The sequence below is a fragment of the Microbispora sp. H11081 genome, from assembly GCF_012999535.1.
Classification (GTDB): Bacteria; Actinomycetota; Actinomycetes; order Streptosporangiales; family Streptosporangiaceae; genus Microbispora.
Genome location: NZ_JABBWV010000007.1, coordinates 43,798 through 56,461, shown reverse-complemented (window position 1 = coordinate 56,461; position 12,664 = coordinate 43,798). Strand labels below are relative to the sequence as shown.

Genomic DNA, 12,664 nt, shown 5'->3' with positions numbered 1-12,664 from the left:
GTACGGCGTTCACTTGCCGCCGCGTACGAGCTCGGGACGGAAGGCGATGATGAGGCCGAGGGTGGCGTAGCCCACGAGCAGGTGGGCGGCGCCGACGACGTCCGACACGGAGGTCCCGAAGATCGCCATGGTCGGGATGGTGACGACCACCCAGCTCTCGGCGACGAGCGGCCAGAAGCGGGCCGCCCCGCGCCACCGCCCGGCGACGGCGACCTTGATGCCGATCACGAACATGCCCAGCATCGACAGCGGCCAGAACACGTCGAGGACGCCCAGCCAGACGCTGTCCCGCGCGGAGGGCAGGAACGCGTGGCAGACGCTCCAGGTCATCGCCAGGGCCAGCAGCACCCGCTCGACCCGCAGCATGACGCGGGCCACGCGGCTCGTCCCGGTCGCCCCCGTGCGGGCCATGATCGCGAGGAGGGACAGCGCACCGATCTGGAACGCCAGGCCGCCAAGGTCAGTGATCTTGATTCCCGCCTCGGTGGCGGGAGTGAAGCCGTAGAGGAAGCTGGCGGCGGACCAGACCAGCGCGCCGGTGGAAAGGCCCAGCGCCAGCCGGCGTACGGTCGTGTCGGCGATCGGGGCGGACGTGGCGGGGGCGGCGGTCTCGGTGGCGGGCCGGGTGTGAACGGTCATCGTCGTTCCTTCTGGGGGGTGGGCCTTGGTGGCGGCGGGTCGCCGCGGCAACAAGGACGATCCTCACGAGGCCCGGTCCCAGGTCGTCAGGGCAGCGGGTCCTGCTTTCCGGCATCTCTTGTGTCCCAGACAAATGGGACGCGCGTCCTAGGGACATCCGGCACCCGCTGCGGCACACTTTCCTGGTGCCCCCTGTGACGGTCCGTAGGCTTTCGCGCCCGAGCCTCGGCCCTGTGCTCCTCACGATCGCCGTGATGGCCGCACCGGTGGCGGCGCTGATCGACCTGCGGGTGCCGCAGGCCCACCGGGCCGTGCTCGAACAGCAGCCGGGCGGATTCGACGCGATAGCGGGCGTCGCGCTCGCCGCGGCCGGCATGGTGGTGCTCCGCAACCGCCCGCGTCACCCCCTCGGCCGCCTGATGTCGGTCTTCGGCGCCTGGTGGGCTCTGGACGGGGTGGCGTCGGCGTGGCTGGCGTACGCCACCACGCACCATCCCGCGCTCCCGGGGGCGTCCGCGGCCTTCATCGTCTACCAGCGGCTCGGGGCGGGCCTGGTGCTGCTGCTCCCCCTGGTGCTGCTGCTGTTCCCTGACGGCAAACTGCCCCCAGGGCGGTGGCGGGCCGCCGCGCTGCTCAGTCTCGGGTTGACGAGCCTGCTCCCGCTGGCGCTGCTCGCCGCGCCGTCCGCCATCGCGCAGGCCACCTCGGGGTCCTCCCCGCTGCCCGCGCCGCTGCGCGGGCTGAACCTCGAGGCGTTCCACCTCCCGCTGCCGGACGCCGTCTGGACCGGTGTGCTGCTGGTGGCTCAGCTGAGCCTCCCGCTGAGCCTGGTCACCCCGTTCGTCGTCGTGGTGCGGCGCTACCGCACGGTGACCGGCGTCGACCGGAGCCGGATGCGCTGGCTGCTCTGGGCCGCCGTGGTCGACCTCATGGTCATGCTGACGTTCCGGCTCCTGCCCAACTGGATCGGCGCCGCCGGCCTGACCGTCGCCGTGGTCCTCACCGCCGGGTCCGTCGCGATCGGGATCGTACGCCCGGACCTCGTCGACATCGACCGGTTGCTCGGCGGGACGCTGGTGTACGGCCTCCTGCTCGCCCTGACGTTCGTCCTCGACCTGCTGGTGCTCGGCGGCGCGGGCCGACTGCTCGGGCCGCGCCTCAACGAGGGGGAACGGCTGGTCATCGCCGTCTTCGCGGTCGCCATCCTCTACGCCCAGCTCCGCCACCGGCTGTGGCGCCTGGTGCGGCGCTGGGTCATGGGTGACCGAGGCGATCCTTACCACCTGATGTCCGGGCTCGCCGAGCGGCTGGAGCGGACCGACGGCTCGGAGGCGCAACTCGCCACGCTGGCCAGGACGGTGGCCCAGGCGTTCCGCACTCCCTACGTCGGCGTGGAGATCACCCAGGTCAGCGGCGAGGTGCTGCTCGTCGAGGACGGCGAGCGGCCCGCGGAGACGCAGGCGCTCCCCATCACCTACCGCGGGGAGCGGATCGGGCGGCTGCTGCTGCCCAGCCGGGCCGCACATCGCCGGCTCAGCGGCGGCGACGAACGCCTGCTGGCCGACCTGATCCGCCAGGCCGCCGCGGCGGCCCGTGCCGTACGCCTCGCGGAGGAGTTGCAGCGCAGCCGGGAGGGCATCGTCTCCGCCGTGGAGGACGAGCGGCGTCGCCTGCGCCGCGAACTCCACGACGGTCTCGGCCCCGCGCTGGCGGCGGTCGCGTCCAGGATCGACACCGCCCGGATCACCGCCCGCCGTTCCGGCGAGGACGCCGACCGGATCCTCGGCATGGCCCGTCAGGAGCTCACCGGGATGCTCGCCGAGGTACGGCGGCTGGTGCACGGCCTGCGCCCGCCCGCGCTCGACGACGTCGGCCTGGTCGGCGCGGTCCGCCAGCAGGCGGAGCGGCTGCGCGGCCCTGACCTGACCATCCGGGTCGAGGAGCGGGGCGACCTCACCGGTCTCCCCGCCGCCGTGGAGGTGGCGGCGTACCGGATCGCGTCGGAGGCGCTCACCAACGTGGTGCGGCACGCGCAGGCCGGCGAATGCGTGGTGTCGCTCGTCCGCGACGCCGAAGGCGGGACTCTCGACGTGACGGTCGTCGACGACGGCGTCGGCCTGGCCCCGCGGACGGTGGCCGGCGTGGGACTGGTGTCGTTGCGCGAGCGGGCCGCCGAACTCGGCGGGTCGTGCACGGTCACCGCCGTGGAGCCGGCCGGCACACGGGTCCGGGCGCGCCTGCCCATCACGTCGTCCGGGCGGACGCCCGTGCTCGTGACCACAGGAGAGGTGGCGGATGAGCGGTAAGCGGCCGGTGCGGGTCCTCGTGGTGGACGACCATCCGGTGTTCCGCGAAGGCTTCGCGGCACTGTTGGGCAGCATCGACGAGATCGAGGTCGCCGGGACCGCCTCGACCGGCGTCGAGGCCGTCGAACAGGCCGCCGAACGGAACCCCGACGTGGTGGTCATGGACGTGCAGATGCCGGACATGGACGGCATCGAGGCCACCCGACGCATTCTTGAGAAGCATCCGGAGATCGGCATCGTGGTGCTCACGATGTCCGAGGAGGACGGCACCATCTTCGACGCGCTGCGCGCCGGCGCCCGCGGCTACCTGCTCAAGGGCGCCGAGCCGGACGAGGTCGTACGCGCCATCACCACGGTGGCGGGCGGCGGCGTGGTGTTCGGCGCGGTCCTGGCCTCGCGCATCGCCGACTTCATGGCTCCGAGGCCGCGGACCGGCGGCGGCACGCCGTTCCCCGCCCTCACCGCCAGGGAACACGAGGTGCTCGACCTGGTGGCCGCCGGCCTGTCGAACGGCCAGATCGCCGAGCGGCTCTTCCTGTCACAGAAGACCGTACGCAACCACGTGCACGCGGTGCTCACCAAGCTCCAGGCCGCCGACCGGGCGGAGGCGATCATCCGCGCCCGTGACGCCGGCCTCGGCCGCTGATCGTTTGCCGGCGACCCGCCCGGTCTGTTCGGCCAGAAGGGTCAGGGCTCCGGATCGGGCGGCGACGTCACCCGGCCACGCGCGCGGAGCACCTCACGGCCGCGCCGCGACTCCGGGAAACGGTCGAGCAGCGCGCGCAGCTCGGCGGCGCCGACGTTCGCGCCGAACGGCCCCGTCCCCGGCTCCATGCGGACGCCCTCGGCGAGCGGGCCGACGATCACCGGGTCGAAGCCTAGCGCGTCCACGATCGAGGCGGCGACCTCCAGGTCGTCCGGGTCGTCCCCGGCGACGGCGATCGCGCGGCGGCCGGGAGCGCCGGCGGGACGGGCGCTCTCCTCCAGGTCGTGGTAGCCCATGTGGTTGAAGGCCTTGACGACGCGGGCGTGGGGCAGGAACGCCTGGACGATCTCACTGGAGGACGTACGCGGGTCGGTGAGGTCGTCCCGCACCCCGTCCACCTCCTGCCAGTAGTTCATAGCGTCGAGCACCAGCTTGCCCCGCAGCGCCTCGGCGGGGACATCGCGATGCCTGCCGAGCGGCAGGGCGAGCACCACCGCATCCGCCTCGGACGCCGCCTCCGACGCGGTCACCGCGACCGCCCCTGGCGTGACGACCTCGACGACGAGGGAGATCCGGGCGGCCTCCCCTGAGCCCGCGATCAGGACGCGGTAGCCGGCCGCGACGGCGAGGCGGGCCAGGACCGTGCCCACCTTGCCTGCGCCCAGGATGCCGATGGTTCGAACGTCGCCGGGTTTCACGGCCGCTCCATAACGGGTCGCGCGTGGACCGGGCCGGCCGCCAGCAGTTCGCGTACGCGCGGGGCGACCTCGCGGCCGAGCAGTTCGATGGTGCGGGCGCGGGCGTCGCGAGGAAGACGCATGATGTCGTACTTGAGATCGAAACGGCTCAGGCGGAGATCGCGCGCGATTCTGACGATCTTGCGGGCGACCGTCTCGGGCGATCCGACGAAGAGCGCGCCGTGCTCGACCTCGGCTTCGTACTGCTCACGATTCGGTGCGTAGAAGCCGCGCTCCGCCGCGAGATCCTCGACGACGGGTCGCCAGTAGCGCCACCAGGTCTCGACGGCCTCCTCGTCGGTGTCCGCGACGAGGCCGAGCGAGTGCTGGCCGATCGGCAGTTCGGGCCGGCCGAAACGATCGAGCGCCTTGAGGTACAGCTCGACGTTCCTCGCGAACCGCTGCGGCCGTCCGCCGATGATCGCCATCATGAGGGGCAGGCCGTGACGGGCGGCGCGCACCACCGAGTCGGGGCTGCCCCCCACGCCGATCCACGTGGGGATGCCTCCCTGCCGCATCCGGGGATGCAGCACCTGCCCCGTGAGCGGCGGCCGCACCGTGCCCGACCAGGTCACCCGCTCCTCGCGTTCCAGCCGCAGGAAGAGATCGAGCTTCTCCTCGAACAGCCGCTCGTAGTCGGCCAGGTCGTAGCCGAACAGCGGGAACGACTCGGTCGCGGAGGCGCGGCCCAGCACGATCCGGGCCCGGCCGCCGGACACCGCGTCGAGAGTGGAGAACTCGTGATAGAGCCGGACCGGGTCGTTCGTGCTCAGCACCGTCACGGACGTGCCGAGCCCGATGCGTCGTGTGGCGGTGGCGATCGCGGCGAGCAGCACCGGAGTCGCCGAGTCGTTGTGCCCGTCCCGGTAGTGCTCCCCCAGGCTGAAGACGTCCAGCCCCACCGACTCGGCCAGCCGGGCCTCCTCCACGAGCAGGCGCACGGTCTCGGCGTCGTCGAGCACGCGCCCGCCGTCCGTCGCCACCTCCCCGAACGAGTTGAGCCCTATCTCGAAGTGCTCCGGCATGCCAGACATACCGATCATCTCCCCGTACGTGCGCCGACGGCATGGAGCAGAGCCCGCCGCCGGCCTCGGTGATTGGCACACACTGGAGTACACGCCGCTGACCGGTCACTTCAATTGAACCGAGGTCACATCGAGTGAACCGACCGGCTCTCAGTCGAGATCGTCGGTGTCGAACCCGGCCGCCTCGTCGAAGGCGTGGCGGCTGGCGCGGATCGTGTCCTGGTTGTCGGCCGCCCACCGGATGAGTGCCAGGACGGGCTCGGACAGGGTCCGTCCGAACGGGGTGACCTCGTACTCGACGCGGGGTGGGATCTCCGGATAGACCACGCGCTTCACGAGCCCGTCACGCTCCAGGCCGCGCAACGTCAGCGTCAGCATGCGGCGGGAGATGCCGGGGGCCGTCCGCAGCAACTCGGTGAAGCGCATCGGCCCCTTGTCGAGCAGCCCGATGAGAATGAGGCTCCACTTGTCACCGACCCGGTCGAGCACGGACCGGAGGACATCAGGGTCGTGCTCGATGCAGGCTCTGCCCAGCGAACGCAGCACCCTGTCCGCCTCGGTCTGGTGCGACATGGGTCCCGCCTCCTCCGTCACCTCACGGTGATCACGTTATGTTCCCGCCAGAGGTTCCCGAAGCGTACATCAGTGGCGAAAAGCGACACTCAGGCCTCTTCGGGGTCGCGCCCGAGGACCGAGCGGCCTCCGTCGACCGGTACGGTCGCGCCGTTGACGAAGCTCGCGTCCTCGGACAGCAGGTAGGCGACGACGGCGGCCACCTCCTCCGGGCGTCCCACCCTGCCGACCGGGTGCAACACGCCCATCTCGTTCTCGATGCGTGCGGCCGCCGAGGGCTCCTGGCCACCGAGGAACGCCTCATAGCGTTCGGTGCTGATAGAGCCGAGGGCGACGGCGTTGACCCGGACGCCGCGCGGTCCGTAGTCGACGGCGAGCGCCCGGGTGAGTCCCTCGACGGCGGCCTTGGCCGTCGCGTACGGCAGGGATCCACGCACCGGCCGCTGCGCCTGGTGGGAGGAGACGTTGACGATCGCCCCGCCCGCACCGGCGCTCAGGAAGCGACGGATCGCGGTCACGCATCCGACGACCGCGGGGTTGAAGTTCGCCCCGATGAGGTCCAGGACCTCACGCGTGGACGGGGTGTCCAGTGATGCCTCGCGGAACACGGCGGCGTTGTTGACCCAGCCGGCGAGCGGGCCCGCCTCCTGCGCCAGGTCCGCGGCCCGCTCCGCGACGGCCTCGTCGGCGGCGTCGCCGGTCACCGCGATGACCCGGGAACCGGCCGGGTGGGTGCGGGTCCACTCGAGCGCCGACGGGTCGAATTCGATCACGACGACGCTGTTCGCGTCGCCAACGAGCCGTTCGACGATCGCGCGTCCGACGCCACGCCCACCCCCGGTGACAACGTACGAAGAACCCACATCTCCCCCTCGCGTGAGTCGAGATCTACACGACAGACATAAATGACCTATATGTAGATCATCACTACGATTTGGGGGTGATGAGAAAGACAATCTCACTGGCCGCCGCTGCCGGTGCCGTCATCGGGGCCGTCGCTGTGGCCGGCGCCGACCGCGCCTCCGCCTCCTCCACCACGTCCCTGCGGCTGTCCGGCGGGCTGACCCTGGAGATCCCCCGCGCCTGGCGGGTCTATCGGAGCGCCGACCGGGTGCACGTGGTGACCGGCGCCTGCGCCAAGCCCAAGAGCCACTACTTCGAGCCCAGGTGCCGGGGCTTCTGGGTGATGGGAGCGAAGACGCTCAAGACCGGGGGCGAGGGCTTCCGGCCTTACAACCCCGCTAATGGACCGTTCTATCCCGCCGTCGACGTGGCGCCCTGCCCGACGAACCCCAAGCTCGGCCATGTCCTCGGCAAGGCGATCGCGGTCGGTTACCGGAACATCGGAGAGGGCCACAAGGCGCACTACCGCGTATGGCCGGGGCGCTGCGTCACGTACGACGACGCGACCCAGAAGTCGACGTTCAAGCAGCGCGAGTGGTACCTGCCGAAGAAGCGGCTCCTGATCGTCGACCAGTGGGCCACTCCCGGGCTCGCCACCGTGCTGCGGAACGCCACCTGGGAGAGCTAGCTTTCCGAGGTTCGACGGGCGCTGGTTGTGATGGCCTGCGCGGGCGGCCGCCGCGCGACGCCCGGGCGGGGTATCCGCCCGGCCAGGTGAGGCCTGTCAGGCCTCCTTCGCCTGCTGGGTACCGCCGGTCAGTGTGGCAGCGGTCAGGGTGAGGTGCTGGGCCAGCACCTCGGCCGCGGTGTCGGCGTCGCGAGCCAGCGCCGCCTCCTCCAGCCGACGGTGCTCGCCGATGGCGTCCCTGTCCTGGCTGCGCTGCGCCGCCCAGCGGCGGGCCAGCTCGCTCGCGGTCCACATCCGGTCGAACGTCTCCAGCAGGACGGGGTTGCCGCAGCCCTCCAGCAGGGTGCGGTGGAAGACCCGATGGGCCTCGGACCACGCGTCGCTGTAGTGCTCGCCCTCCTCCGGCACGAACGCCGGAGTGCGGGCCAGACGGTGGTGGGCGGCTCGTACACGGGCCTCCCAGTCGACGTCACCACGCTCGATCGACATGCGCAGCACGACCGGTTCGATGGTCCGGCGGGCCTCCGCGATCTCCTGCCACCGCCGGTCGGAGAAGGCCGGGACGGCGAAACCGCGGTTGGGCAACCGGTCGGCCAGACCCTCCCCGACCACCCGCACGAGCGCCTCGCGTACGACGGCCAGGCTCACGCCCTGCTCCTTGGCGATGTCCTGCGGTTTGAGCGCGTCACCGGGGGCGTAGTGCCCGCGCATGATCGCGTTCCGCAGGTGTGCGTAGACCTGCTCGGAGAGCATCTGCTTCCCAGGCGCAACCATCTGAATCACGAGGCCAGCGTAGACGATTCGACAAATAATCGATTATTGGTGCTATGGTCGATCGCGTCGACGGCGGTTGCACCCAGGCGAACGCGGGCTCTCCGTCGGCCGCATCACCGCCGCCCCGCAGCACGATCTGAAAGGAACGACGCGATGAGCGCCAACGACCCCTTCGCCCGCCTCCCCGAGGCGGCCTCCTTCACCGTCACCAGCACCACCGTCACCGACGGCGCGGCCTGGCCGCCCGCGCAGTTCTCGTCCGGCGTCCCCGGGGGGAAGGACATCTCCCCGCAGCTGTCCTGGAGCGGCGCCCCAGAAGGCACCAAGAGCTACGCCGTCACCGTGTACGACCCGGACGCCCCCACCGGGTCAGGCTTCTGGCACTGGGCGGTCGCCGACATCCCCGCGACCGTCACCGAGCTGCCCGAGGGCGCCGGCGACGACACGGGCTCGGGCCTGCCCGAGGGCGCCTTCCAGCTGCCCAACGATGTCCGCGCGGCCCGCTTCATCGGCGCCGCGCCGCCGGCCGGGCACGGCCTTCACCGCTACTTCGTCGTGGTGCACGCCCTCGATGTCGAGTCAATCGGCGTCCCGGCCGACGCCACCCCGGCCCTCCTCGGCTTCACCATGGCCGGCCACACCCTCGGCCGCGCGGTCCTGACCGCCACCGCCGAAACCCCCGCCTGACGAACGGCATGTCCGGACTCATCGACACCACAGAGATGTACCTCCGCACCATCCTGGAGTTCGAGGAGGAAGGAGTGGTCCCGCTCCGCGCCCGCATCTCCGAGCGCCTGAACCAGCGAGGCCCCACCGTCAGCCAGACCGTCGCCCGCATGGAGCGCGACGGTCTGCTGCACGTGGCCGGCGACAGGCACCTGGAGCTGACGGAGGAGGGACGGCGGATCGCCACGCGGGTGATGCGCAAGCACCGGCTGGCGGAGTGCCTGCTCGTCGACGTGATCGGGCTGGAGTGGGAGCAGGTCCACGCCGAAGCCTGCCGCTGGGAACACGTGATGAGCGAGGCCGTCGAACGCCGCGTCTTCGAACTGCTGCGACACCCGGCGGAGTCGCCCTACGGCAACCCGATCCCGGGCCTGGAGGAGCTCGGCGAGAAGCGCACCGCGGGTCCGTTCCTCGACGAGAGCACCGTCAGCCTCAGCGACCTGAAGCCCGGGCCGGACGGCGCGAGCGCGGTCGTACGGCGCATCGGGGAGCCGATCCAGACCGACGCCCGGCTGATGCACACCCTGCGGCACGCCGGGGTGCGGCCCGGCGCGGTCGTGCACGTGACGTCGTCACCCGGCCGCGTGACGGTCGGCAGTGGCGGGGCGGCCGCCGAACTTTCCACGCAGACCGCCGCGCACGTCTTCGTGGCCAAGCGGTGAGTCCAGGCGGTCCCCGGCCGGGTTGCCGTGGCTTTGGACGGCACTCGATCATGATCGTGGGCCGTCCTCGTCCCGGCAGCTCGGCGGGCCGATCAGTCAGATGGTCTCGCCCAACTGCCCGGCCAGCCGCTCCAGGCCTCCCTTGATGAGCCGCCCATAATCGTCGTCGCCGAGCGCGCCGATCTTGGATTGGGCCTGCCGGAGGTGCTCACGAGCGCGACCGAGATCGCCCAGCTTGCGATAGCACTCACTCAAGTTCAGGTGCAACGACGGATACAGGCCCGCCACACTGAGCGGCACTCCGGCTCGCGCCACGTCCTCGTCGGTGACGCGGTCGGCGGCGGCGAGAGCGCGCAGATCCCACATCAGCTCTTCGTGCACGTCGTCCTGCACATCGGCCATCGAGTGGGCAAGTACGCACACGTGCAGCGGATCGCCTTGTTCGCCGCCGATGTCGTCCCAGATCTGCGCGAACAGGTCTCGAGCGGCGTCACGCTGACCTTGGTGGTGGTGCAACTCCACCGCCTGGCCGATCCGGGTCAGCGTCGCATCGGTGGCCATCGGCCGCTCCTTCACATCGTCGGCAACCCGCAGTCAGCCTACGTGCCCGACACGGCCTCAAGATCGCCGATGTCGTCAACCGCTACCGTCTCGCAACCTGGCGGCGACTCCTTGCACCCCTCGACCAGGCTGGCCCCGGCGAACTCATCCACCAAGGTCCTTCAGGCGGTGAGGTTTTCATTCACGACGCGCGGCAGGCTCTATCTATGGCTCCTCGGCTACAGCTCACCGTAGAGATGCTGACGTACTGTGGCGTCGTTCTCCAGGATGTGATCGACGGTCTCCCAATAGTCGGATAGCCAGGGATGGGCGAGGGCTTCCTCGCGAGTCAGCTTGCGGCCGTAGAACGGTTTATCGGGTGCGACCGCGGCGCCTTTCACCAGAGAGCAGGCGGGGGCGGGCTGCCCTTCGATGGGACCGACGCGACATCCGAAGGTGACGCGGTTGGGGCCAGGGCGGCTGACTGGCTCGTCCAGCGCCCAGGCGTCGTCGATGACGACGTCGATCCAGGCTTCGTGGATTCCGTTGTGGTGGTAGCAGGATGCGTAGTAGACCGCATAGGCGCCGTCGTCGTTGTTGATGAAGCCGGTGACGCGATCGTAGGGGGTCTGGCAACAGTCGCAGACGCCGGTTCGAATTTTCCTGTCTGGATCGATTCGCAGTTCCACGCTGGCATTATGAGGCGGCTTGGAGGGATCTTTCGCGAGGTGCTTGGGATCAACGAATGCTGGGCGCGGCCCGGGGCGCCGGCGGCCGGGACCGGCCCCAAGCCCACATGCCGGCCGCCGACTGGGCGTAGGGCCGGGGGAGGGCGGCCCTCAGGTCTCAGCAGGGGCCGCCGAGGCGACGGCGACCATCCCCCCGGTGGGCGCGGAACGCGTGATCGGAACACAGTGTGCCCCCCATGTGCCCACCAGGGCCTTGGAGATCAAAAAGCCCCTCTCGCCGAAGACCGGCGAGAGGGGCTTTGAACTGCGGAGGCTCGGGGATTTGAACCCCGGATGGGCTTAAGACCCAAACCGCATTAGCAGTGCGGCGCCATAGACCTGACTAGGCGAAGCCTCCTGGTAGCGCGTTGCTCAGCACAGAGTACCGGCGATCGCCCAAGGCGGCAAAGCGGATTGCCGAGCGCCGTGTTGGATCACCCCCGTGGATCCACGCGGCAGGGCGATGGGCCGGCGCACAGTCATTGTCCACAGGGTGTGGACAATGACTGTGCACAGAGTGTGGATATCGCGCCCCAGCCTGTCACAGGCTACGCCTGGCGGAGGGCCTCGCCCTCAATCTCGATCTTGACCTTCTTGCCGACGAGGACGCCGCCGGTCTCGAGGGCCTGGTTCCAGGTCAGGCCGAACTCCTCGCGGTCGATCTCGGTCTCCGCGCCGAAGCCGAAGAGCTCCTGGCCCCACGGGTTGTTGGCGGCGCCGTTGAACTCGACCTTGAGCTCGACCTCCTTGGTCACCTCACGGATGGTGAGGTCGCCGACGAGCGTGAACTCGTCGCCCGACAGGCCGGTGACCCGCTTGCTGCGGAAGGTGATCTCGGGGAACTTGTCGGCGGCGAGGAAGTCGTCGCTCCGCAGGTGGCCGTCGCGGTCGGCCGCGCCGGTCTCGATCGTGCCCGCCTTGATGACGACGTCGACGCTGGACTCCAGCGGGTTCTCGGCGATGACGATCTTGCCGTCGTAGTCGGCGAAGTGGCCGCGGACCTTGCTGACCATCATGTGCTTGACGACGAAGCCGACGCGCGTGTGGGCCTTGTCGAGCGCGAACTCGCCGGCCGTCGGGACCTTCAGGCCCTCCCACTCACGGATGCTCATGGCTGCTCCCCTGATTGCTTGCTGTGCGGATGTCTCACTAAGCAAATGTCTACCCGAAAAATATTCCTCGCGTCAACTATCGTGGCGTAGACTCGGAGCATGGACCCATTCGACGACCCCCGGCTCACGGCGATGGGCCTGTTCGCGGAGGTGTTCACGGGGCTGTCGAGCAGGACCAGCCAGACACTCACCGCCGCGGGGCTTTCCGAAGTCGACTTCGAGACCTTGATCCGGCTGGCCCGTTCGCCGGAGCGGCGGCTGCGGATGAGTGACCTCGCGGCTCAGACATCCCTGTCCACCAGCGGGATCACCCGCGTGGTCGACCGCCTGGAGCGTGACGGGCTCGTCGAACGGCATGCCTGCACGAGCGACCGCCGCGCCTCGTACGCCGTGCTGAGCGACGCGGGAGCGGAGCGGCTGCGCACGCTGCTTCCCCGGCACGTCGAGGACATCGAGACCTGGTTCACCGGGCTGCTGTCCGAAGACCAGCTCGCCGGATTCCTCGCGGCCCTGCGGGTGATCCGCGATGTCGTACGGCCCGGCGCGACCGCCGGCGCCCAGGAGACGGGCAGGGCGGCGCGGACCAGGCCGTGCTGAACCGCACA

The 12,664-nt window shown here is 70.4% G+C and carries 15 protein-coding genes and 1 tRNA gene; 6 read left to right on the top strand and 10 right to left on the bottom strand.

Features of this window, described 5'->3' with window-relative positions:
• Positions 1-9: 9 nt before the first annotated feature.
• Complete coding sequence (locus tag HHX31_RS19140) at positions 10-639, bottom strand: hypothetical protein (protein ID WP_169949678.1); 630 nt, start codon at positions 637-639, stop codon at positions 10-12.
• Positions 640-872: 233 nt separating this feature from the next.
• Between HHX31_RS19140 and HHX31_RS35750 the strand changes: the two genes are divergently transcribed.
• Together HHX31_RS35750 and HHX31_RS19130 are read left to right on the top strand one after the other, a co-directional pair.
• Complete coding sequence (locus tag HHX31_RS35750; protein WP_169949677.1) at positions 873-2,945, top strand: histidine kinase; 2,073 nt, start codon at positions 873-875, stop codon at positions 2,943-2,945.
• Positions 2,935-3,591, top strand: coding sequence for a response regulator transcription factor (locus tag HHX31_RS19130; protein WP_169949676.1), 657 nt, complete (start codon positions 2,935-2,937; stop codon positions 3,589-3,591). Before HHX31_RS35750 ends, HHX31_RS19130 begins: the two co-directional genes overlap by 11 nt.
• Before the next feature lie 41 nt (positions 3,592-3,632).
• Here the strand turns inward: HHX31_RS19130 and HHX31_RS19125 are convergent, their stop codons facing one another.
• The 4 genes from HHX31_RS19125 to HHX31_RS19110 form a co-directional block, all read right to left on the bottom strand.
• Complete coding sequence (locus HHX31_RS19125; protein WP_169949675.1) at positions 3,633-4,349, bottom strand: NAD(P)-binding domain-containing protein; 717 nt, start codon at positions 4,347-4,349, stop codon at positions 3,633-3,635.
• A complete protein-coding gene (locus HHX31_RS19120) occupies positions 4,346-5,422 on the bottom strand; it encodes an LLM class flavin-dependent oxidoreductase (RefSeq protein WP_211589966.1) in 1,077 nt (358 codons plus the stop codon). The genes HHX31_RS19125 and HHX31_RS19120 overlap by 4 nt, the downstream gene beginning before the upstream one ends.
• 141 nt (positions 5,423-5,563) lie before the next feature.
• Positions 5,564-5,986, bottom strand: coding sequence for a helix-turn-helix domain-containing protein (locus tag HHX31_RS19115; RefSeq protein WP_169949674.1), 423 nt, complete (start codon positions 5,984-5,986; stop codon positions 5,564-5,566).
• An 89-nt stretch (positions 5,987-6,075) separates the two neighbouring features.
• Positions 6,076-6,849, bottom strand: coding sequence for an SDR family NAD(P)-dependent oxidoreductase (locus tag HHX31_RS19110; RefSeq protein ID WP_169949673.1), 774 nt, complete (start codon positions 6,847-6,849; stop codon positions 6,076-6,078).
• 80 nt (positions 6,850-6,929) lie between these two features.
• Here HHX31_RS19110 and HHX31_RS19105 point away from each other — a divergent pair, with 80 nt between their 5' ends.
• A complete protein-coding gene (locus HHX31_RS19105; protein ID WP_169949672.1) occupies positions 6,930-7,517 on the top strand; it encodes a hypothetical protein in 588 nt (195 codons plus the stop codon).
• Positions 7,518-7,613: 96 nt separating this feature from the next.
• Here HHX31_RS19105 and HHX31_RS19100 read toward each other — a convergent pair whose 3' ends face one another.
• Complete coding sequence (locus tag HHX31_RS19100; RefSeq protein WP_211590010.1) at positions 7,614-8,291, bottom strand: GntR family transcriptional regulator; 678 nt, start codon at positions 8,289-8,291, stop codon at positions 7,614-7,616.
• Between the two features lie 153 nt (positions 8,292-8,444).
• On the opposite strand from HHX31_RS19100, the gene HHX31_RS19095 reads away from it, so the two are divergent.
• Together HHX31_RS19095 and HHX31_RS19090 are read left to right on the top strand one after the other, a co-directional pair.
• Positions 8,445-8,978 carry a YbhB/YbcL family Raf kinase inhibitor-like protein gene (locus HHX31_RS19095; RefSeq protein WP_169949671.1) on the top strand — a complete coding sequence of 178 codons (534 nt, stop codon included), beginning with the start codon at positions 8,445-8,447 and terminating at the stop codon, positions 8,976-8,978.
• An 8-nt stretch (positions 8,979-8,986) separates the two neighbouring features.
• Positions 8,987-9,679 carry a metal-dependent transcriptional regulator gene (locus tag HHX31_RS19090; RefSeq protein WP_169949670.1) on the top strand — a complete coding sequence of 231 codons (693 nt, stop codon included), beginning with the start codon at positions 8,987-8,989 and terminating at the stop codon, positions 9,677-9,679.
• Positions 9,680-9,775: 96 nt separating this feature from the next.
• On the opposite strand, the gene HHX31_RS19085 is transcribed toward HHX31_RS19090, so the two are convergent.
• The 4 genes from HHX31_RS19085 to HHX31_RS19070 form a co-directional block, all read right to left on the bottom strand.
• Positions 9,776-10,240 carry a hypothetical protein gene (locus tag HHX31_RS19085; protein WP_169949669.1) on the bottom strand — a complete coding sequence of 155 codons (465 nt, stop codon included), beginning with the start codon at positions 10,238-10,240 and terminating at the stop codon, positions 9,776-9,778.
• 218 nt (positions 10,241-10,458) lie between these two features.
• Positions 10,459-10,908 (bottom strand): hypothetical protein, encoded by a 450-nt coding sequence (locus tag HHX31_RS19080; RefSeq protein ID WP_169949668.1) that lies wholly within the window; start codon positions 10,906-10,908, stop codon positions 10,459-10,461.
• A 307-nt stretch (positions 10,909-11,215) separates the two neighbouring features.
• Positions 11,216-11,305: transfer RNA gene (locus tag HHX31_RS19075), tRNA-Ser, on the bottom strand.
• A 190-nt stretch (positions 11,306-11,495) separates the two neighbouring features.
• Positions 11,496-12,059 carry a YceI family protein gene (locus tag HHX31_RS19070; protein WP_169949667.1) on the bottom strand — a complete coding sequence of 188 codons (564 nt, stop codon included), beginning with the start codon at positions 12,057-12,059 and terminating at the stop codon, positions 11,496-11,498.
• Between the two features lie 99 nt (positions 12,060-12,158).
• Between HHX31_RS19070 and HHX31_RS19065 the strand changes: the two genes are divergently transcribed.
• Positions 12,159-12,656, top strand: coding sequence for a MarR family winged helix-turn-helix transcriptional regulator (locus HHX31_RS19065; RefSeq protein WP_169949666.1), 498 nt, complete (start codon positions 12,159-12,161; stop codon positions 12,654-12,656).
• Positions 12,657-12,664 lie beyond the last annotated feature (8 nt).